The organism is Candidatus Bathyarchaeia archaeon (genome assembly GCA_038882715.1).
Lineage (GTDB): Archaea > Thermoproteota > Bathyarchaeia > Bathyarchaeales > DTEX01 > DTEX01.
Window position 1 is genome coordinate 95,419 of record JAVZNR010000007.1, and the last position, 21,049, is coordinate 116,467.

The window sequence follows — 21,049 nt, forward strand, 5'->3', positions numbered from 1 at the left end:
CTTCACACTCTCATAAAGTTTAAAACGTTTAAGATCGTCTCGAAGTTTTCTCTAGAGCGTTTCTCCTTATATCTTCTTAGGGCCTGAATAAACGTCTCCATATTTATTTGTCCCGCTTTCTCGCCGAATACCCCAGCGACGGGGCTTCTAATAAAGAGGTACTGGCTTACCGACGTCACATTTGAAGGTCTCCTCTTGTCGCTCGCCGTTTCAAAGTCCACTATATGTGCCCTGTCCCCTTCATCAACTATTATATGCTTATCGGCCCGGCTAAGTTCCCCGTGGTCTAAACCTACCGAATCGAGTCTCCAGCATTGCTCAAGAATATCTTTCAGCACATTTCTAAGTCTTAGGGACGCTTCTCCCCCGCATAGATCTCTGATCCACTCCAAGATAGGTTTACCTTCAATATACTCCATTAAGAGAAGCCTATCTGTGTAACCTAAAATTCTAGGTCCAACGCCAACGCTATTAGCGATCTGAAGCATCCTCGCCTCATGACTGATCCTACCCGCTTCAGAATCAACCCTGCTGATTTTTAGGGCGGCCTTGCTGTCATCTTCAAGAATCGCGAGGATAACTATACCCGTACACCCCTTACCTAAAACCGGTAGATTTGTAACGCTTTTTCCACCCGTGAAGCAGAGAGATTTTACGCCGAGGTTCTCCATGTCAGTAATTCTCTTTTCGACCTCTCCACTATCGTAGCGAGGATAGCATATAACCTGCCCATATTTAGCGCTCTTAAGATCCCTTAAAGAAACCACTAGGCACATTTTAAGTGAGCCAGCTCGGCCTGCCAATCAAGTACTTAGTTAAAAATAATGCAAAACTCTTCTCGGCGGAGTAAAGATCCTTGATCTCCTCGTTGACAAATATCTCTAAAGAATCGAGAAATGCTTCGGAAACAAGGCTTGCAATACCTATGCTTCCCCCACCGTTCTTAAGATTCTCTTTTAGTAGGGTGACCGCATCCGAGTATCTTCTACGTTTCTCAACGACCAACCTGCCATCTTCAATCCTAGGACCCGAAAAAATGTCTTTAGAAAATAGATGTTTCCTCAAAAATTTTTCACATTCAATCATCTTTTCAACCGGAGGACCCATGTGCTTCTCAATGTTTGGCAGGAAACGCGTAGGTAATTCGAAGAGAAGTATGCTCCCGGTTTTTTCGTCGCTCCATATGTCGCTGCGTATAACATCGAAGTTGAACTGCTTAAGCAACTTTATAATCGCCTTTTGAGACCTGAAGAGCTGACCCCAAAGCACGTCTGGCACCGCCCTTATAGGTCTGGTCTTAATGAAAATGAGCGCTGAACCCCTAAACCTAATGGCCTGCAACGCTTCTTCAACCGAGTACGTTTTTGGTTCTTCTGGATAAAAGAACCTTATGTCCGGGTCTTTAAGAAATAGCCTGGAGGCTATGATGAACTCGCTTAGTCTGTCAATTCTAACGGCTGAGGCAACGTTCCGGTTTCTGTCAACTGGGTCGATGACTATTAATGGCTCATTGCGAAACATTGTTTTAACCTCTTCTTGGCTCTTGTAATACCCTTCGATATCTATGACCTCGCCGACATGCCACCTGGAGGCGACTTTTAAAACGTTTATGAATGAACCATAATGGATCGTTAGAAGCTCGCATAAATAGCCGCTGAAGCCCCCGACCTTAATCTCAGCTCCGTAAACGCCTATACCATGCATAAATGCTTTCAGTAAGCGTATCTCATTTTTAATTCTATCATTCAATTTACTTTTAATGTAAGACGTGTGAAAGGGGGTTCTATCCACAGAGGACTTGGCTTCCCTAGCATCAGAGACTTTAAAGCATGGAACAAAGTTTACGGTAAAGCCATCTATGTAGGCTTCTATATATGGGTGTTCAGCGTAATTCTCAAGATAATTGTCGCCGGAAACTCTTTTAGCCAACTCCAAAACCCTAGAAAATACGTCTCTGCCGTATCTGGGCGAAAGAAGCACGAATATGTCTATATCCTTCTCGCCAGCAAGCCAAGTATCCTTTGCTACTGAACCCTCAATCTGGACATCAGCCTCCAACCCATCCCTTAGCACCTCACTTTTCAGGGCGCTAACTAAGCGCATAGAGAAATCCATCGTCTTTTCTCGCTCAACATGGTCCGGGACAGCTTTCTGAAGAACCTTCTCGCATATATCCCTAATTTTCGCTTCAGATGTAAGGTTAATCTCCTCAGACAAACCCTTTTATCCCCCAAGCCCAGTTCGCTTATAAGTAAAACTTTACCTGCAAACCTCCCTTAACGTCGAGTATATTGGACCCTTGGACGTTAAGACGCTCTTCTTTAATCTTAGGCACCTCGCTTTTATGATGCCGAAATCATAATTCTCAAATTCCTTAAGGATTCTTATAAGCTCCTCTTTCCTTCTGCTGGTTTTAACGCGGGCTATCGTCAGATGCGGGCTGAAGCCTTTATCGTCAGGTCTTAAGCCAAGTCTCTGGAGGTTAGGTTCAAGCTGATAGTATATGTTTCTTAACTCGTTGGAGCCTTTTCTTATACCAGCCCAAATAACGTTTATGTGTCTTATGTTTGGGAAAGCGCCTAAACCCTTAATCTCAACATCGAATGGTGAGAAAACAACTTTAATCATCTCGTTATAAACTTTATCGATCATGGCTTGTGGTATCTCGCCGAGAAACCTAACCGTTATATGAATGTTCTCCGGCTCAACGAGCTTAATGTCCGCGCCAGTCTCAAGAAGAGCCGACTGAACCTTACTAAGCTCCCTAATAACACTTTCATCCTCAATATCGAAGGCAATGAAGCTGCGAACTAGATCCAAATCAACCAAACCCCATCAAACACTACGCTATAAATGCGGCTCCAAAAATAAATCTTTACGCTCAATTAGATTCTCAAGCTTGCTGAGAATAGGGAAGCTTATAAATTTGAATATCCGGTAGTATGAGGATACCGTGAATGTTTCGCTGCGCCCATCAACCACAAGTTTCCTTAAGGCCGCGAATTAAGTGGGCGCTTAAATTCCTTGAGTTGAGAGAGAATCGGTATCTCTCTAGTACGTTCTTCCGATAGTTTATCCCATATTATGCCTTTAGGTCTCTCGCCCACGTTCACTATTCTAACGATTTTTGTAGGTGTGATTACCGCATCAACCGTTAGATCAAATTCTTCTCTAGGCACGAAATCCACTATTTGGATATCGTGAACAGTTGTTAATATTGGCGTTTTCTCGTCAACAGCGCCGATCTCGCGCAGTATCCCATACTCTATCTCGCTGTATCCTCCACCTTTCCCAACGCGCACCCCATCTCTGGAGACCGCGACGGAGCCTGCGACAATTAAATCTATGCTGGGTATCTCATCTATTCCGCATATCTCACCGTACTTGAATGCTCCGTGAATTGATGACGCCTCGCTATACGCTTTTATGGGGATTTTAGCTGGATTAAGGATTAAAAACCCGGATTTAAGTCTAGGAGTCGGCATAAGCAAAGTTTTACCACTTAAAAGTGTTAAGTATCTAACCATGCTTTGAGGAGCATCAGGATTAACTTTAACGACCTTGGCCCGCTTAAACTCCTCTTGCTCAGACAATCTTCGCGCGGCAATATCTGAGCCCACAAAGTTCGGTATTCTACCATAGACTGGTCTAGGAAACCTTGCAATGTTAGATTCCTCCATAATCGACCAGATTCTCCGGCGAATCTCCTCCTTACTTGGGCTAAAATTACCCGTTTGCATATGCAGGTCTCTGCTATCTGCCGTATCCTAAGATTAAACTTAAGAAACCATAAGTTTATCTTCCATATAAAATTGTATTATTACCGGGTCTATCCGAGCGCCTAATAAAGCTGTTTGGTGGAAGTGGGATTCAGCGTGTCAGATAAGAAGCCTCTCATCGTTATAGGGGTAACAGGCATGCCCGGCGCTGGAAAAGACGCTTTTAGGGAAATCGTCCGCGAGTACGGTTTTCCAATCATCGTTATGGGTGATGAGATTAGAGCTGAGGCCGCCCGCAGAAATCTTGAACCAACACCGGATAATCTTGGTAAACTTATGCTACAGATCAGAGCTGAGGAGGGACCTGAAGTCTTAGCTAAAAGATGCGTATCGAAGATTAAGGCTTTAGATGCACGCGTAGTTATTGTCGATGGGCTACGAAGCCCACATGAAGTTAGGGAGTTTAAGCGTGTTTTCCCTAGGTTTAAGGTTATAGCCATACATGCTTCTCCTGAAACTAGGTTTAAGCGCCTTCTTAAGAGGGGTAGGAGCGATGACCCTAAAGATTGGGAAACATTTTATGCGCGCGATCAAAGGGAGCTGAGCGTCGGTATAGGTGAGGTTATAGCGACGGCCGACTACATGATTATTAATGAAGGCACGCTGGGACAGCTGAGAAGGGAAATTAAACGGGTAATAAGGAGGGTGATTAAAGATGAGCAAGCCTGTAGGCAGAGTGGAGGTTAAAGTCGAGGTGGAGGTTAATCCTACAGAGGATGCGGATAAAGTTAGGGTTGCGGTCCAAAAGGTTCTTGGAAACATGAACTTAGAGTTTGTCGGAGAAGGCGAATATGGGAGGCTCGTTGGGAAAGCGGAGGGGTTAGAGGCATTAACAAGGTTCTATGATCTGCTGAGGAGGGAACGCATACTGGATGCCGCAAGAACGGTCCTTTTAAGGGGGGTTCAAGGTAAAAGGATAGTTTTCTACCTTAATAAGCAGGTTGCCTACGTGGGGCACATATCGTTTTCGCAGCCGTATGGTGAATCGCCGCTCGGCCCAATATGCGTGGAAATAGAGTGCGATGATCCGCATAGCCTAATAGATTGGCTAACGCCAAAAACAGCGAAGTAGCTGGAGCGCCAAGCATGTTGAATATCAGTGGGAGTCTGAAAATATGCATTTAGGCCTATCTACGCTCTTCTGTCTAAGAGAGCCCCTTTCAGCAGCCATAAAACTTCTGGACAAAATTAGCGTGAACCATGTGGAGATAGTTGATGAGGGGCCGCATGCGCTCAACCGTCGAAGGGTAAGCATGCTTAAAAAAGCGTTCTCTGAAAGAGGTATTAGCCTCTCCGTGCACGCGCCCTTTGCTGACATAAATATTGCGTCAACGTCGCCTACAATAAGGCACGCTGTGATGAAGCGGCTTAAAAAATCAATGGAGTTGTCAGCGCAATTAAACCCAGAATGCTGGGTTTTTCATCCAGGCATCCGGAGCGCTGTAAGCGATGCGCTTCGAAACTTAGACTGGGAGATTAACTTAAAGTCTACCCATGAGCTCCTTAAAGAGGCTGAGAAGCATGGACTGAAAATAGCCATAGAGAATGTTCCGGATCCATTTCCATTTCTGCTTAAGAGGGTTGGGGAATTCGAGAGTTTCTATGAGGCTTTGGGGGCGGATGGGCTGAAGCTGGGCATAACGTTTGATGTTGGACACGCAAATATAAATGGGGAGATAAACGAGTTTATGGAGAGATTTAGGAGTAAAATAGTTCACATTCATGTTCATGATAACAACGGGGATTTTGACGCGCATCTCGGTGTAGGGTTTGGAAGTATAAATTGGGTTGAAGCTATAAGCGCCATTAAAAAGATGAATTATAAGGGCGTGTTGGTCATAGAATCTAAGAATAATGTTGAGGAAAGCATCCAAGCTTTAAGGAGACTAATTTAATTAGAGCTTTTTCAATGGAATGCTGGGGCTAAGTGTAATGGCTACGCATTTCTTCACATCGCGGTAAAGCCATGATTTCATCCAGAAGTTTCCTCGCCTGCTCCTCGGATCTTGTCCAGGGATCCATCATGATTAGCTGGAGTAATAAGTCTCTGCTTCCCCGCTCATAGGCTTCGAGCTCAACCTCAATGGGCGCAACCCTGTCACGTAATACGTACGCGATTAACGGTTTAGGCAATCCATGGGTTCTAATTCCCTGAACCCCCCTCTTACTGACCAGCGCTGGAACCTCAACCTCAAAGTTTTCCGGCACTCCTGAAACAAAGTTGCCGGCATTCATTATGTTAACTATGAATATTCTTGGGATATCGCAGGCAATAGACTCTATTAGGGGAACAATTATTTCACCTGATTTTTCCGGCGGAAAGACGCTCGTAACTTTAACAGTTGGATCCTCCGCCACCTTGAGAAGGCTTTCGACGGGATCCTCTTTTGGCGGCTCAAGTACAAAGCTCCACCATTTCCGCGGGTTCTCATTCCATCTGCGCTCCGTTTCATCGTCAACATGATACCACCAAGGCCATGATCCACCGCCGGGTGTACATGTGTCGCCTATTGGAAAGGCTCTAAACCTTTTATATAAGTCTACGGCTTTAGGCCCCAGATCATCACTTGGCGGGCACCTCTCCCAGTATTTAGGCGCCTCCTTTTCAATCCATTCGTCTAGGATTGGAAATGCGTCCTCACCTTTATGGTAGAAGCGGGTTAACCATATGAAGTGGTTGACCCCTGGCGCTTCAAAAGTTATGTTTTCCCTTTTGAATCCTAAGGTCTCCGCTAAATGGTATACGCCGGTAAACCCGTGGCATAAGCCGACGAATTTAAGTTTAGGGTACTTTCGCCCCAAGTATGTTGTTCCAGCTAAAACGGGGTTTGCGAGCTGTATGTACCATGCGTCGGGACATAGGTCGAATATATCATTCACTATTGATTCAAACAGCTTGAACTGGTAGAAGTTTATCCAGAAGCCCTCATCATGCATAACATGGTAGCTGCCGCCAAACCTGTAACCGTGCTTAAAGCCTATATTCCATCCTTCTCTATAGCCGCTGTAACCGACAACCAAAGCCGTATTTATAACAAAGTCAGCATCCTTCAGCGATTCTTCACGGCTCAACGTCTTCTCAATATTTAACTTGATTTTCATCTCATCAGCGTACCTTCTACATAACGCGTAAACAGCGTTCAGCCTCCTCTCGTTTATATCCATAAGGCTAATGGTGCTTCCCTCGAGGTTCGGTGTAAGACATAAATCTTTAATGAGCGCTAGAGAGAAAGTAGCGCTGCCAGCGCCAATAACGCTAACCTTAACTTTAACCACCTCGATCACCTGCTACAACTAAAAGTGAGGATAGAATTTAATGGTTCCTTAAACCTAATAATAAGATTAATTTTCAATTATTGATGAAAATAATGTGGTTGGTAGCTTCCCAATGAGTCTAGAGTCCTTTGTGATAAATCCGAGCATTAACGTTAGCCCGTATTGTTATTCCATCCTTAGAATTGAGCCGTATTCAGGCTGCGGACATAGGTGCATCTATTGTTTTGGGCGTTGGTACAGGGTTGAATCAGCTGAAGGAAGCAGGGCGGAGCCTAATGTTGCTAGAGACTTTAAAAGGATGCTGAATTCTCTTAGGAAAAGAAGCCTGAAAACTATGCCGTTCAGGTTATCCACCCTAGTTGATCCATTCCAACCCATTGAGGAGAAACGTCGGGTGAGCAAACATGTTATGGCAATGTGCCTAAAGCACAGCGCGCCATTAATAATTAACACTAAGGCAACTCTTCTCTTAAGGAATGATCTCTTCAGTATTCTGATGGAGTTGAACAGTAGGGGCCTTGTTATAGTGCAGATCTCGCTCTCAACGATTAATGCTAAAATCGCCAGCTTGCTGGAGCCTAACGCGCCGCCGCCAATTGAAAGGCTAAATATGGCTGAGAAGCTTTCGGAGAAGAATGTTCCGGTGATTGTTCGTCTACAACCATTTATTCCTGGAATAACGGATTGCGAGGCTGAGGATATTGTTAAGCATTCCCCGTTACGCTGGAGTAAAACAGTTAATCGTTGAGGCGCTGAGAGATGATGTGGAAAACATGAAAATATATGAGGAGCTAGCTTACGAGAAGAGCGCGTACAGCAACTTAGGCTCATGGCTCTCTTACTCGCCATCTGTTGAAGTTTCCTCGAAAATTGTTCGACCAAGCATTGAGTGGAGACTAAAAGCCTACATGAAGACTAAAAGTCTATGCGAAAAATATGGGCTGGAATTTTTGACATGTAAAGAAGGTTTCTACAGTTATCATACGGCGAAGAATTGCTGCGGTATGCATTATTTGGAAGACGGAAGCTACTTGTTAAGGCCAACGCTGCATGAAGTGTGGATGTACCGCGAAAAGTATAATGTGATCCCAAGCTTCGAGGAGCTTGCAGCGAGTCTCACAGGCTCGTATCTTTTTGGAGATAGAATAAGGCGGTATCCTAGAGCGCTAAGAAGGAAGGTGCTTTCGCATGAAAAGATTTTAAGAGAGATTCTCGGCGAGAAATGGGACATGATCAAAACACTGCTTATAGATCGCTTCTAACGTTATGCTCTCCATAAGCACTTCATTTTGGGAGAGGTACTTCAATAACCTCCAAATCATTTGGTAAACATGTGTTCAGAAATATTCTTCTAGCCTGCTCCAATAGAACTTTAGGATCAGCGTATCTCGCGCTGATATGCGTTAAAACCAGAAGTTTCACGTTGGCTCTCAAAGCTATTTGAGCAGCTTCGCTTGGCGTCGAATGCCCTTCCTCCTCCGCCTTCTCGGCGAGCTCATCGCTTAAAGTCGCCTCGTGAATTAAAACATCAGCGTTTTTCGCTAAATCGATGATCCTCTCTGAAGGCCTTGTATCGCCGCTATAAACAATCTTTCTTCCGGGCCTAGGGGGCTCCATGACGTCCAGCGGCCTAACTATCCTCCCATCTGGGAGAGTAACCTCCACGCCCCTTTGAAGAGTAGACCATAAAGGCCCTTTCGGAACACCTAACGCTATAGCTTTTTCAGGGTGGAATCTTCCGGGTCTAGGCTTCTCGATGAAGGCGTATGCCAATGACTGTATTGAATGTTCAGCCCAAACTGCTTGAACCTCATAATCTCTGTTTTCATATATGGTTCCTTCCCGTTCTATCTCGCCGATCTCTACGGGGAAATTTAGCCAAAACCTAACGGTTTTAAAAATAGACTCTAGGTAATCCCGGACTCCGGGAGGCCCGTAAATTTGGAGGGGTTTATCTCTGCCTAGAAGCGACATCGTCTGTATCACGCCGGGTAAACCCAAAACGTGGTCTCCATGCATATGCGTTATAAAGATGATCATTTTACGGTTTAACCCGATCTTAGCCTTAATCATTTGCCTCTGCGTCCCCTCACCGCAGTCGAACATCAGTATATCGCCTTCACGCTGTATTACTATCGAGGGAAGCGAACGGTCATTGGTTGGCACGCTTGCAGCGGTTCCCAGAAAAATAATCCTTAAGACCAAGCTTAATCGTCCCCGCCATACTTGAAAACAGCTATTTCACGGGTAAGCCTTCTATGAATATAAATAAAATGCGATTCAAGATGCTTAAATTCGCATCTATGCCCAATCTCACGCACCCCAATATTTTTCGGGGCAGCGATACATATCATGCCGCCCTCCTTGACAATATCGATAGCTGAACAGAAAAAACGTTCCACAAGATCTCTTGTTGTAAAGCCGAGCGTTGAAGCGGCTGTCCCATAGGGGGGATCCGTCACGATACGGTCTACGCTTCCAGCGGGAAGCGGTGGAAAACGGGCGTCCGCGACAGCTACGGTCGACTCTATACCGAAAAACCTGAGGTTTTTTAGGCTTCCTTCAACCATGCGCCTCTTAGCGTCGAAGCCTAGTGTGCGGCACCCGATTAAGCCAGCTTCAATCAGTATGCTTCCGGTTCCGCAGAAGGGGTCTAGAAGCAGGTGTCCCGGCTTCGCCTGAGCTAAATTGACCATACACCTCGCAACTTTAGCCGTCATCGCAGATGGGTGGAAGAAAACTCTTCTTCTAGGCCCACGCTCCAATAAATCCTTATGTTTTATCTCAGCTAGCCTTAACCCAAAGAAGAACATGTTATCGGTCAATATGCCTACAAATGTTTTATTCGGCTTCTTAAGGTCAACTCTGACTTTCCCAGCGCCCTCAAATATCTTTTCGCCTATACTACGCTCTAACACTAGACAGTTAATGTGCGGAGCACATCCCCTTACCCTTAAAACCCTGACGGCGAAAGTTTCTCCCTCACCTAGAAATTGCGCGAAATCTATTCTTCTGGCATTGGATAGAATCTCGTCAATCGCGGCCCCGCAGCTAAATATTTCTAGGCAGCAGTCTTTAGCCAACGCGGATCTAAACCTGACAGCTTCCGCACATTTAATATCGGCTTCGACCCTTAGTAACTGAGTTAGCTCACCTAGCACACGGTAGTCATATCCTTCGGCGCTGAGAATAGATTTTACTTCAGAAAAAGGCAATGTGGGGTTTTCACCTGAAACTAGAAAGAATAATTTAGCCACGCTGGCTATCCTCTCTGAAATAATCGCGTCTAGCCTTCAGTATGCTTCCTCCTATATTCTTCGAGGAGTTCCTTCGCCCTATCCATCCTAATCCTCCTTTCTTTAACCATCCGCTCAGCTATAATGTCTATTAATTCCCCGGTAGCTCCAGCCATAATCGCTATATTCCTCGCATGTAGTTCCATATGCCCCCTCTGTATGCCTTCGGATGCAAGAGCCCTTAAGGCGGCGAGGTTCTGGGCCAAGCCGACCGCCACCATAACTTCAGCTAGTTCGCGGGCGGATTTAACGCCCAAGATCTTTAAGGCTATCTTAGATATTGGATGCACCTTTGTCGCCCCGCCAATTATCCCGACAGCCATAGGCATCTCTATTGAGCCGACCAGGTCACCATCCTCATTCTTCTCCCAAACCGAGAGCGGCATATAGCGTCCAAACCTAGCGGCATATGCATGTGCGCCAGCCTCAATAGCCCTATGATCGTTGCATGTTGCCAGCGCAACGGCAATTATACCATTTAATATGCCCTTATTGTGTGTCGCAGCCCTATAAGGGTCGGCTGCGGCAAAAGCATAAGCGTCAATTATACCGTCGACAACCTCTTCTCCTCCAACAGCATTTTTGTCAACAATAGCCCACGCCCTTGCAAGCCTCTCGGTTGCAAGGTTTGAGATTATGCGAAGAAGCACTTTTCCGCCAGTTATATGCGCTATTAATGGCGCTACAGCCTCACACATAGTGTTAACGGCGTTTGCGCCCATGGCGTCTCTACAATCTACGAGCAGCTCCGTTATAACCATCGGCCCCCTAAACGTATCTATAACCTTAACCCTTAGGTCTTTCGCTCCGCCGCCAACGGAAACCAGCATCGGATCCTGCTCATTAGCTTTCTCCAAAATATCTTCCTTAGCCTCTAGAATTGCCATTCTAGCCCTATATGGATCTTTAATCTTTACGGCTTGTATCTGCCCAATCATTATTGGCTCAGTACTGGTCGCGAATATTCCACCTTTACTTCTCGTCATCTTGGCACCATGGCTTGCAGCCGCTACAACAGAGGTTTCCTCGATGACCATGGGTATCAGGTAATCCTTGCCATTAATTAGAAAGTTTACCGCTATTCCCATAGGCATCGGAAAAACCCCTATAACGTTCTCAATCATTCGGTCGGCTAAATCTAGGCTTAATGCGCCCGTCGCCTTAAGCATATTAACCTCCTCATCGGTTAAGCCAGAAAACTCTTTAACCAGCTTAAGTCTCTCATCAATACTCAGTTTATAGAATCCTGAAATTGCAGATGAGCTCAACAAAACCCTCCTTTTCCTCTTCCCAACCTATTGTTCTCTAAGCCATAATATGTTGTTAAAACCTTAAAATGCGTTGTGCAATTTAGAAAACAACTTTAACCCCTTTTCCTGTACGCTTCCGGCGTCACATCGGTTTCCTCCACCAAACCCTTCCTCTTCAGCCTCATTAGCGCGGCTGATGCCTCCCATAAATGGCAATCAAGTCTCCTCCAAATTTCTGAGAGAGGCATCGATCCATGTTCCATCAGAACGCTGTATATTTCGCGCTCAATATCATCCAGAGAGCGTTTCTTAACTAGGTAGTGGTGCGGTCCCTTTACAACCCCTTCTTCATCCTCCAAACTAATTTTCTCCACCATGAGATCACTCTTCAAGAAGAATTATTTTTCCTTAGTTAATAAAGTGTGCTACTTATTGTCTCCCGCGTCTTCTCTGTGGGTGTCGTCGCCTTTAAGGTTCTCTTTAAGTAGTGGTAGGGTTGGCGGCGTTGTAGCCATAGCCCACCCTATCCACGCTATAACGAAGAGGAATAAGTAAACGAATATTAGTACGGGTATAATTACTGCCCACTCGCTTATAGAGTGCCCCAGAAACTCCATGTTAGATGGCGATAAAAACAGCGCCCAGAAATACACTATCATTGTCACCACGCTTAACACCATCAGTAGGATTCCCCAAACCACGTCACGCATACAGATCATCTCCAAAAATTATTTTTAGGGCTTATGACCATTAATAAAAGTAATTAAATTTCACTGTTTAAGAGCGGTGGTTGTGATGAGCATTAGAAAATTGCAGGGGATTGTTGTAGATATTGAGCGGACTGGCGAATACATGACTGATGAGGAGGGTGAAAAGTGGGAGAAATGCATCTTCACCATTGAGCTAACTGGTTTTTCAAAGCGTACTCCCAATGAGGTTTTGCCGGAAAACTTGAGAGGAAAACGGATAAAAATTGTCCGGTACTGCTTATACGATTGGCACTATAAGCTTGGCGTAAGAAAAACGCTTGAACCCGACGAAACAGAAGCGGTTCTCTCTGGTAAACCAGCAAGCACAGTTTTTTGGTAGGGTATCTGAACAAGGTACTAGCGTTCAAAATTAAGGCTCAAGAAAAACGATAAAATAGTGTGGGTGCGCTTAAACCTAATTTTTATCGATTTTTAGGCAAAATATACGAGCCTATTTTGATGAATAAAGTTTTCTAGTGAGCGTGCTTAAATTATATTATGCTTCCTGTAAATAGCAGGTGGCTTCTTATTGGATTTTACACTTGAAGAGTAAAATTGGTTCTTGCAGATTATGCAGCGTTGTATTAGGCATATATATGCTTTGATATTCTAAGCGTATTAACAAATTTAAACTTCTACTTGCTAAGCCCGTTTATTTAGCGTTGAATGGTGGAGGATATGTCATCGAAGTTCGCTAAAAAATGGGAGGAGGGCGAGCAGAAAGGGCTTAAAGCTATGCTCAAGCCATCTGAGCCCTTAAGGACTAAGATTGAGCTGGCCATTAAGCGCATTGAAGCCCAAATCCAGTATATTGAAGGCACGTTAAATCGGTTGAGTGAGAGAGACAAATATCTATTCTCAAAGATTGTTGAAGCGTATTCTAGGCATCAGATTCAGCGTGCTCACGTGCTAGCAAATGAGCTCGCTGAATTAAGAAAGATGGCTAACTTCATGATGAATGCCGAGCTAGCATTAGAGAGGGTTGCATTAAGGCTTAAAACAGTAACTCAGCTCGGCAACGTTATGTCAGCTCTAACTCCGGCCACACAGGTTTTGCAGAGCGTCAGCGTAGGGTTAAGTGGGTTGCTACCGAACGCTGAGAAAGAAATCGGGCAGATAGGAGCAATGCTAAACGATCTAATAATTGAGGCCGGTGAGGTCACTGGGGTGACACCTAACTTTGAGGTTGCCAGCGACGACGCTCAAAAAATCCTTAATGAAGCAGCTGTTATAGCTGAGCAAAGGATGAGGGAAAAGTTCCCGGATTTACCTTCACTGAAATCAGCGGAGGAGGCTGGCGAAGACTCAGGTTTCTCAGAATAATTTAGGAGGTGTATGTTTTGCAGACGAATATTTTCGCAACTTTAATTGGTAGAAGTTTAAAGGATGATAGCGGCAGGGAAATTGGCAAAATAGTGTCTTTTGTAATAGATTCTTCAGGTGAAGTTAGGGAGGTCCTGGTTGAAAATAAGGGTGAGGAGATAATTAAATATCCGGTTGAGAGGCTTAAGGCTGGACAGGACGATGTTCTCCTTGTTTCAGAGATTGATAGGCGGGTTGAGGAGATTTGCGAGAAACTTCCAGTCCTATTAAAGAAGCGTGAGATTCTTGAATCCCTCTTTAGGAATAAGGAGATATTGCCCGAAATCTACGAGAGCTTGAGTGCTGAATTTGATAAGTCTATAGATGATATGAGGGTTAAAGTTCAAGGCGTTCTAGGCGACATAGAGCGGCAGATTCAGTCTCAAGAAAACATTATTAGGATGCTTCATTTAGCCAGAACTTTCCTTGAGATGGAGCACGGTATAGGCAATGTAAGGGACGACGTGTTCCGGCAATCTCTCCTATCAATTCTCAGAGAGATAAAATATGCATCGTATAGGAAGATGAGTTTATTAAAGACTAAGGAAAAGGTTTCCGGTCTCTCCGTTCGAGCCGATGTTAGCGTCGCGGCAGATAAGTATGTTGATCAAAAGCCGGTGGTAAATGTACGTATAACTAATGAGTAATCGCTAATACGCGTAGATATTGCAGGTGTTCTCCGATGATTAAGGATATTTTTGGGAAGAACAGGAAACCTCTAAACGAAATCCTGCTGGAGGCGATTAGCGAGCTTGGGAAATATTATTCTAGGCTTGAGCTTGCATACTTGAAGCTGGCTAAAAGAGACAGGGAGCTATTTGAGGAGTGCACCTCATACCTGAGCAAAGGGATGAAAAACAGAGCTATAATTTACGCTAATGAGATTGCTGAAGTAAGAAAGATTATGGGCTTTGTGCAAGGGGTTCAGATATCCGTTGAGAAAGCTATACTGCGGCTTGAAACGCTCAAGGCTGTAACTCCAACCCTAGAAGATATTAAAGGAGTGTTCAGTGAGGTTAAAAGCGCGCTTGGAGATATCGCTAAGGTAATGCCGTCGCTAACGCCAGAACTAAACAACCTGATGAGTTCTATAAATGATTTGATTGTAACGACTGAGATGAACTTAAGGGTGTCGGAGCCTATAGTAGTTAAGGATGAAGCCACAGAGGCCATACTGAAGGAGGCGTCGGACTTCCTTAGGCAGGAAGTTGAAAAGAAGATTCCTGAGCCTCCTAGAGAGATCTCTATTCCTGAACCGCCTGATGAGGTGGCTATTAAGCCTCGCATAGCTCTAGCAGTCGACGGCTCAGAATTCTATGTTAATGCAGACGGCTCAATAATTGGCGAGAGAGAAGGCTCATCAAACGTTTTAGCTGAAGAAATAATCTTGGATTATATTGAACGGAACAATGGTGAGATGAACATTTCAAAATGCGCAAAGGAACTGAACATGTCTCCCACCAAAATAATGGCTGTTCTCGAATCTTTAAGCAAGAAAGGTAAGATAAAAATCGAATAGGTGTAGGGAGACATGAGCGCAGCTCAGGAGCTGGAGCAGCTGGCGCTAAAATACGCTGAGCAGGCGGTGATGCTTGATCGACAGGGTAAGAAGGAGATGGCTATCGAGGCTTATCAAAAGGCCATAGATAGCTTGCTGAAAATAGCGAAGATAAATCCAAGCTGCGAGCTGAACAAAATATATCTGCAGAGGGCTGAGGCATATAAAAGAAGAGTTGCTGCGCTCAAGTCCTCCCTACACTTAAGTCCAGCAACAGCCGAAGACACCGGCGAAGGAAGAACACGCTTCGAAGATCTCATTATAAGGGAGCCGCCCAAAGTCACTTGGGACGATGTGGTTGGGCTTGAGGACGCGAAAAGGGCGATTAGAGAAGCCATAGTTTATCCATCACTTAGGCCAGACCTATTCCCACTTGGTTGGCCTAGAGGGATCTTGCTTTTCGGGCCTCCTGGATGTGGGAAGACGCTTTTAGCCGCAGCTGTTGCGAACGAGATTAGCGCTAAATTCATACCTGTTGATGCGGCGTGCATAATGTCCAAGTGGCTTGGTGAAGCTGAACAGAATGTTGCTAGGCTATTCAATCTAGCTAGGAGGGAGGCAAACACCTCGTCAGTGATAATCTTTATTGATGAGATCGATTCGTTGATAGGGGCTCGGCGGTTTGAGGTTGGCGGCGAGATAAGGGTTAGAAATCAATTTCTCAAGGAGATGGACGGCATATTAGACAAGAAAAATCCGCTTAAAGTTTACGTTATCGGCGCGACGAATAAACCCTGGGATCTGGATCCCCCATTTATAAGGAGGTTTCAAAAAAGGATTTATGTGCCTCCCCCAGACTATAAGCAGCGTCTAGAAACCTTCAAGCTCTACACGAAGCCTCTGAAATTGGCGTCTGATGTGGACTTAGAGAGGCTGGCGCTTCTCACCGAAGGTTTTTCTGGAAGCGATATTATGGATGTTTGTCAGTCAGTTCAACTCAAAGTAAACAGTGAAATATTTGAAAACTGCGTAGATTATAGTAAGGCTGAACCTAGGCCGATATCTATGAAAGATTTCCTAGACGTTCTAAAGATGAGAAAACCAAGCGTGTCTAAAGATATGCTGGTTCAATACGAGAAATGGTTTAACGAGTTTAAAGCCCTATAAAAAGGTCTCCGAGCAATATTTGAGCGTTAAAGTTATTACTGGGTTTCTGATTGGTTATTTATGAAGCCCGGTGGTGTAGTGGACAAGCATAGCGGGCTTTGGAGGCAAGCGCAATAAAGGGGATTTTTATTCAGGATATAACAGGTCTTGCCGAGGAAACCCGCTGACGGGAGTTCGAATCTCCCCCGGGCTACCACTACCAGCAACCACATATTTCTAATTTTTAGATGCCGCCTTAACGCTCTCCGCTAATTCAGGATGCCGTAACAAAAACGCTAATATATTCTAATCCATCTAAATTTTACGGGATGGTTCATGAGAGAAAATAGACGCTCCTTGATTCAAGCGATCCTCTTAATTGTTCTTGGGCTTTTATGGATAATGAGTGGTCTTATTGATAATGAATTTGTCATAATAATAATTGGTTTATCGATCGCTCTCGGCGCGTTCTCCCTCTTCCTAACAAATTGTGTGGTGAGCGATTTAAAGGTTAAGCGCTATGCCGAAATAGCCTTCTCGGCGGTTTCCCTCGGAACAGTTATCTATGGATATCTTGTGAGCCGCGCATTGATTCTTATGATCTTCGCAGCGCTAATAATCGCTTTTCTAACACTGGGCTTTATATTATCATATTTGCTGCCGAAGCTCCGCAAAGAAATATAGGGAAGATTCCTTCTTCACACAGTTACTCTTTTAAACCTAAAAGGTGTTCTTAGTTAAAGCAGCGTAACGAGTAAAGATTAGGAGGAAGCACCTTTGAGCTTAAAAGGTTCTTCTAAACAGTTTTTAGAATACTTCACTTATAGAGGGGACAGAACTAGAGAGATATCTTTTCCTATCGGCGGCATTGGAACCGGCTCAATAGGATTGGCCGGTAACGGCAGACTAATAGACTGGGAAATCTTTAATAGGCCAAACAAGGGAAGCGTAAATGGTTTCTCACATTTCGCAATCAAAGCTGAACATGAGGGTAAAATTCTAGATGCGCGAGTTTTAAATAGTGATCTACCTCCTCCCTACACAGGTGAGTTTAGCCATGAGCGTTTCCAATCCTTCGGCTTCGGCCCACCAAGAGGCTATATGGCTGGGCTGCCACATTTTAGAGGCTCGGAATTTGTGGGGACTTACCCGATAGCCGAAATAAGGTTTATCGACGAAGATTTTCCGGGAAAGGTTAGGATGACGGCTTTCAACCCCTTCATTCCGCTTAATGATTTAGATTCAAGTATACCGGCAGCTTTTTTCGAGATAAATGTTGAGAATACGGCCGATTGCGAGATAACTTACACAATATGTTTATCTGTTCAGAACCCTCTTCCAGATGGCGCAACAATCAACAAGTATGAGAGGAACGGCGAATATCACCTCATAAGAATGTTTTCAACAAAGCCCTCTGAAAATGATCCTGAGTATGGCGACTTAACCATAGCAACTGACGCTTCAGACATCAGTTATCAGGAATATTGGTTCAGGGGAGGATGGTTCGACAGCCTCCAAGTCTATTGGAAAGATCTAACCGCTCCCGGTAAACTTAAGAACCGCTCATATCAGTCTACGCAGAAAGGAATCCGGGATCACGCGTCCCTCGCGGTTCATTTAAAGGTTAAGGCTAGGGGATCTGGTAAGGCTAGGTTTATAATAGCGTGGAACTTTCCGAACTGCTATAATTATTGGAACCCGGAGAAAACTGAGAGACCAACCATATGGAAGAATTATTACGCAAGGATCTTCAAAGACTCCGTTGAAACAGCCATATACTGCTTAAAGAACTGGGATCGCCTCTATGAGGAGACGGCCACCTTTAGAGACATCTTGTTCGCGTCAACTTTGCCGCCCTTTGTTTTAGACGCGGTCTCAGCGAATATTTCGATTCTTAAGTCTCCTACGGTTCTGCGCTTAGAGGACGGTTCCCTCTATGGTTTTGAAGGCTGCCATACAAGCTCCGGTTGCTGCGAAGGAAGCTGTATGCATGTGTGGAGTTACGCCTATGCGCCCCTCTTCCTATTTCCAAAACTCGATAGATCCATGTGGGATCTACACTATAAATACGATATGCGGGAAGATGGACGTATAAGTTTTCGGCTTCAGCTGCCTTTGGGGCGAGGGCAATGGGAGTTCCCTCACGCCGCGGTAGATGGGCAGTTCGGCGGCGTGATTAGAGCTTATGCTTACTGGAAGCTCACGGGGGACGATGAATGGCTTAAAGCGAATTGGCAATCGATAAAGAAGTCCATTGAATATGTGTGGGCTGAGTCTAATGAGGATAAATGGGATCCCAATAAAGACGGCGTCCTTGAAGGTCGGCAGCACAACACGCTTGATGTGGAGCTCTTCGGACCGAACTCTTGGTTGACGGGAATGTATCTTGCAGCCTTAAAGGCTGGAGCCGAGATGGCTGGGTATTTGGGTGAGGTTGAGAAAGCCAAAGAATACATGGAGATATTTAATAAGGGTAAACGTTGGGTTGAAGAAAACCTATTTAACGGCGAATACTTCCATCAGATCATAGACCTCAAGGATAAATCAATTCTAGAAGAATATAGTTCTACTGATCCAAACGTTGTGAGCATTTACTGGAATGATGAACACAAGGAGATAAAATATCAAATTGGTGAAGGATGCGAGATTGATCAAGTTTTGGCTCAATGGCACGCCAACATATGCGGGTTGGGCGAAATATTTGATAGTGAGAAAGTTAAGAGCGCATTAAAGTCAATATATAGGTACAATTTCAAGAGAAGCATGCGCAAACACTTCAACCCATGCAGAATATTCAGCCTAAACGATGAGGCTGGAGTGGTAGTATGCGAGTGGCCCAATGGAAAAGGGAAGCCGATCATACCGGTTCCATATGCTGAGGAAACATGGTGCGGAACAGAATATGCTGTTGCATCGCATATGATTCAGGAAGGGTTAATTGATGAGGGACTAGAGATAGTTAAAGCTGTAAGGGATAGATATAATGGCGAGAAGAGAAATCCATGGAACGAGATAGAGTGTGGAAGCAACTACTCGCGGTCTATGTCATCATACGCGCTTCTATTAGCCCTCAGCGGATTTAAAATCGATATGACGAAAGGCGAAGTAGAGTTTAATCCACCGAGAATACAGAATGGGGAGTTTAAATGCTTCTGGTCGGCTGGAACTGGTTGGGGAATATTCCAAATAGAGCCTGAAAAAGTATCGTTAACTGTGAAATATGGAAGCCTTAAGATTAAAACTCTTAGTTTACCATTTCTGGGAGGCAAGAAAATAGCGTCCATAATTGTCGATGGAAAGGAAGTTAGGTATGAGCAGCATGAAAACAAAATATTTTTCATTGAGCCGATTTCTCTGGAGAGGGAAGCGAGCTTAACGGTTTCAACATAAAGTCTTTTTACCTCATTATTAAGATTTTATTTTGGGTGATTGCTGCATGAACATTGAAAAAACGGTTTTAAGTGCTCTTGAAAGCGGTAACGGAATAGTTAGGCTAGCTCCAGCATGGGTTCCAAGAGCCTTTCTGACTCCGGGGAGACGCCTTAAGCTGGCTCCAAGTGATGTTTATGCTTTAGGGGTTGAGAGGGGCGGAATTGATGAGAGGTGGCTTGCATCTACAACTAAAGCTGACAATCCAGGCGCGCCTGAAGACGAAGGCTTAAGCTATATTGTTTTTCAAGAAGGCTCAAAAATAAGCAAGGTGCTTCTTAAGGACGCTATCGATGTTTTAGGCGATAGGTTCCTTGGAAGAGATGTTATGCGAAAGTATGGTGGCTGGATGGTTTTAACGAAGTTTTTCGATAACTCCTGTCCAATACCACTACATTTACATCAGATGGAGGAGCATGCGCGTAGGGTTGATAGGCTTCCCAAGCCGGAAGCCTACTATTTTCCACCGCAGCTTAATATTATTGAGGGAAAGTTTCCATACACCTTTTTCGGTTTAGAGCCAGGTACGTCAAGAGAAGATATTAAGGAATGCCTTAGAAGATGGAATGCTGGCGATAATGGAATATTATATTTCTCTAAGGCGTATAAGCTTAAACCTGGAACCGGGTGGCTTGTTCCAGCTGGCGTTCTCCATGCCCCCGGCACTTTTGTGACGTATGAGGTGCAAAAGGCTTCGGATGTCGCAGCTATATATCAGTCTATGCTGGAGGATAAGCCTATATCTTGGGATCTGCTCGTTAAGGATGTTCCTAAAGAGTATCATCAGGACTTAGATTACATCGTTGATATGATAGATTGGAGGGAAAATTTAGATCCGGAGTTTAAGAAACACCACTATATCGAGCCAATTCCATCCATGAGTCTAGAAGAATCGAAGGAGACAGGTTATGAAGAAAGATGGGTGGTCTATGGGTCTGAAGAATTCAGCGCAAAGGAGCTAATTGTTTATCCGAGTAGACGCGTGAAGGTCTACGATAAAGCGGCTTATGGGCTCATTGTTATACAGGGTTATGGAAAAATAGGCGGCTTTAAGGTGGAAGCGCCGATAATGATAAGGTATGGCGACACAACTAACGATGAATTATTTGTGACGGTTGAAGCAGCTAAAGACGGTGTAGAAATAATTAACGAAAGCCTAAGCGAAAACATGGTAATCCTGAAGCATTTTGGACCCGGAAACCCAGAAGCCCCTAGAGAAATTCAGCGCAAATAAGCTTAGGAGCTCATGTAAAGAAGGAGCGTC

The 21,049-nt window shown here is 44.6% G+C and carries 23 protein-coding genes and 1 tRNA gene; 14 read left to right on the forward strand and 10 right to left on the reverse strand.

The window, feature by feature from the left end:
* Positions 1-2 precede the first annotated feature (2 nt).
* The 4 genes from QXR61_05790 to QXR61_05805 all read right to left on the reverse strand — a co-directional run bounded on the left by QXR61_05790 (position 3) and on the right by QXR61_05805 (position 3,740).
* Entirely contained in the window at positions 3-776 is a 774-nt protein-coding gene (locus QXR61_05790; GenBank protein MEM3757454.1) for a serine/threonine protein kinase, read from the reverse strand.
* Between the two features lies 1 nt (position 777).
* The gene (gene cca, locus QXR61_05795) at positions 778-2,217 is read right to left on the reverse strand and encodes a CCA tRNA nucleotidyltransferase (GenBank protein ID MEM3757455.1); all 1,440 of its coding nucleotides are present in this window, start codon (positions 2,215-2,217) and stop codon (positions 778-780) included.
* Between the two features lie 42 nt (positions 2,218-2,259).
* Positions 2,260-2,829, reverse strand: a complete 570-nt coding sequence (gene thpR, locus QXR61_05800) for an RNA 2',3'-cyclic phosphodiesterase (GenBank protein MEM3757456.1) — start codon at positions 2,827-2,829, stop codon at positions 2,260-2,262.
* A 161-nt stretch (positions 2,830-2,990) separates the two neighbouring features.
* Positions 2,991-3,740, reverse strand: a complete 750-nt coding sequence (locus tag QXR61_05805) for a 5-formyltetrahydrofolate cyclo-ligase (protein ID MEM3757457.1) — start codon at positions 3,738-3,740, stop codon at positions 2,991-2,993.
* A 135-nt stretch (positions 3,741-3,875) separates the two neighbouring features.
* Between QXR61_05805 and QXR61_05810 the strand changes: the two genes are divergently transcribed.
* From QXR61_05810 to QXR61_05820, 3 genes are read left to right on the forward strand one after another with little or no spacing between them, the layout of a single operon-like run.
* A complete protein-coding gene (locus QXR61_05810; protein ID MEM3757458.1) occupies positions 3,876-4,466 on the forward strand; it encodes an AAA family ATPase in 591 nt (196 codons plus the stop codon).
* Positions 4,435-4,851, forward strand: coding sequence for an RNA-binding domain-containing protein (locus QXR61_05815; protein ID MEM3757459.1), 417 nt, complete (start codon positions 4,435-4,437; stop codon positions 4,849-4,851). Before QXR61_05810 ends, QXR61_05815 begins: the two co-directional genes overlap by 32 nt.
* A 43-nt stretch (positions 4,852-4,894) precedes the next feature.
* A complete protein-coding gene (locus QXR61_05820; protein MEM3757460.1) occupies positions 4,895-5,674 on the forward strand; it encodes a sugar phosphate isomerase/epimerase in 780 nt (259 codons plus the stop codon).
* A 28-nt stretch (positions 5,675-5,702) separates the two neighbouring features.
* Here QXR61_05820 and QXR61_05825 read toward each other — a convergent pair whose 3' ends face one another.
* Entirely contained in the window at positions 5,703-7,055 is a 1,353-nt protein-coding gene (locus QXR61_05825; protein MEM3757461.1) for a hypothetical protein, read from the reverse strand.
* A gap of 112 nt (positions 7,056-7,167) precedes the next feature.
* On the opposite strand from QXR61_05825, the gene QXR61_05830 reads away from it, so the two are divergent.
* Positions 7,168-7,803: a radical SAM protein gene (locus tag QXR61_05830; GenBank protein ID MEM3757462.1), complete on the forward strand. Its 636-nt coding sequence runs from the start codon at positions 7,168-7,170 to the stop codon at positions 7,801-7,803.
* Positions 7,757-8,317 carry a hypothetical protein gene (locus QXR61_05835; GenBank protein MEM3757463.1) on the forward strand — a complete coding sequence of 187 codons (561 nt, stop codon included), beginning with the start codon at positions 7,757-7,759 and terminating at the stop codon, positions 8,315-8,317. The genes QXR61_05830 and QXR61_05835 overlap by 47 nt, the downstream gene beginning before the upstream one ends.
* 22 nt (positions 8,318-8,339) lie before the next feature.
* On the opposite strand, the gene rnz is transcribed toward QXR61_05835, so the two are convergent.
* The 5 genes from rnz to QXR61_05860 all read right to left on the reverse strand — a co-directional run bounded on the left by rnz (position 8,340) and on the right by QXR61_05860 (position 12,311).
* Positions 8,340-9,260 (reverse strand): ribonuclease Z, encoded by a 921-nt coding sequence (gene rnz, locus QXR61_05840; protein ID MEM3757464.1) that lies wholly within the window; start codon positions 9,258-9,260, stop codon positions 8,340-8,342.
* Positions 9,261-9,262: 2 nt separating this feature from the next.
* Positions 9,263-10,312: a THUMP domain-containing protein gene (locus tag QXR61_05845; GenBank protein MEM3757465.1), complete on the reverse strand. Its 1,050-nt coding sequence runs from the start codon at positions 10,310-10,312 to the stop codon at positions 9,263-9,265.
* 29 nt (positions 10,313-10,341) lie between these two features.
* Positions 10,342-11,619, reverse strand: coding sequence for a hydroxymethylglutaryl-CoA reductase, degradative (locus QXR61_05850; protein ID MEM3757466.1), 1,278 nt, complete (start codon positions 11,617-11,619; stop codon positions 10,342-10,344).
* A gap of 95 nt (positions 11,620-11,714) precedes the next feature.
* Positions 11,715-11,960 (reverse strand): Lrp/AsnC family transcriptional regulator, encoded by a 246-nt coding sequence (locus QXR61_05855; protein MEM3757467.1) that lies wholly within the window; start codon positions 11,958-11,960, stop codon positions 11,715-11,717.
* Positions 11,961-12,026: 66 nt separating this feature from the next.
* Entirely contained in the window at positions 12,027-12,311 is a 285-nt protein-coding gene (locus QXR61_05860; protein ID MEM3757468.1) for a transcriptional regulator, read from the reverse strand.
* 85 nt (positions 12,312-12,396) lie between these two features.
* Here QXR61_05860 and QXR61_05865 point away from each other — a divergent pair, with 85 nt between their 5' ends.
* The 9 genes from QXR61_05865 to QXR61_05905 all read left to right on the forward strand — a co-directional run bounded on the left by QXR61_05865 (position 12,397) and on the right by QXR61_05905 (position 21,019).
* Positions 12,397-12,690 carry a hypothetical protein gene (locus QXR61_05865; GenBank protein MEM3757469.1) on the forward strand — a complete coding sequence of 98 codons (294 nt, stop codon included), beginning with the start codon at positions 12,397-12,399 and terminating at the stop codon, positions 12,688-12,690.
* 338 nt (positions 12,691-13,028) lie between these two features.
* Positions 13,029-13,673, forward strand: coding sequence for a Snf7 family protein (locus QXR61_05870; protein MEM3757470.1), 645 nt, complete (start codon positions 13,029-13,031; stop codon positions 13,671-13,673).
* A 17-nt stretch (positions 13,674-13,690) separates the two neighbouring features.
* Positions 13,691-14,359: a PRC-barrel domain-containing protein gene (locus tag QXR61_05875; GenBank protein MEM3757471.1), complete on the forward strand. Its 669-nt coding sequence runs from the start codon at positions 13,691-13,693 to the stop codon at positions 14,357-14,359.
* Positions 14,360-14,394: 35 nt separating this feature from the next.
* Positions 14,395-15,231, forward strand: coding sequence for a hypothetical protein (locus tag QXR61_05880; protein MEM3757472.1), 837 nt, complete (start codon positions 14,395-14,397; stop codon positions 15,229-15,231).
* Between the two features lie 12 nt (positions 15,232-15,243).
* A complete protein-coding gene (locus QXR61_05885; protein ID MEM3757473.1) occupies positions 15,244-16,377 on the forward strand; it encodes an AAA family ATPase in 1,134 nt (377 codons plus the stop codon).
* A gap of 64 nt (positions 16,378-16,441) precedes the next feature.
* Positions 16,442-16,573 (forward strand) — tRNA-Gln (locus QXR61_05890).
* A gap of 119 nt (positions 16,574-16,692) precedes the next feature.
* Complete coding sequence (locus tag QXR61_05895; protein MEM3757474.1) at positions 16,693-17,040, forward strand: hypothetical protein; 348 nt, start codon at positions 16,693-16,695, stop codon at positions 17,038-17,040.
* A gap of 93 nt (positions 17,041-17,133) precedes the next feature.
* Positions 17,134-19,746 (forward strand): GH116 family glycosyl-hydrolase, encoded by a 2,613-nt coding sequence (locus QXR61_05900; protein ID MEM3757475.1) that lies wholly within the window; start codon positions 17,134-17,136, stop codon positions 19,744-19,746.
* Between the two features lie 46 nt (positions 19,747-19,792).
* Positions 19,793-21,019: a hypothetical protein gene (locus tag QXR61_05905; protein MEM3757476.1), complete on the forward strand. Its 1,227-nt coding sequence runs from the start codon at positions 19,793-19,795 to the stop codon at positions 21,017-21,019.
* The last annotated feature ends 30 nt before the right edge of the window (positions 21,020-21,049 follow it).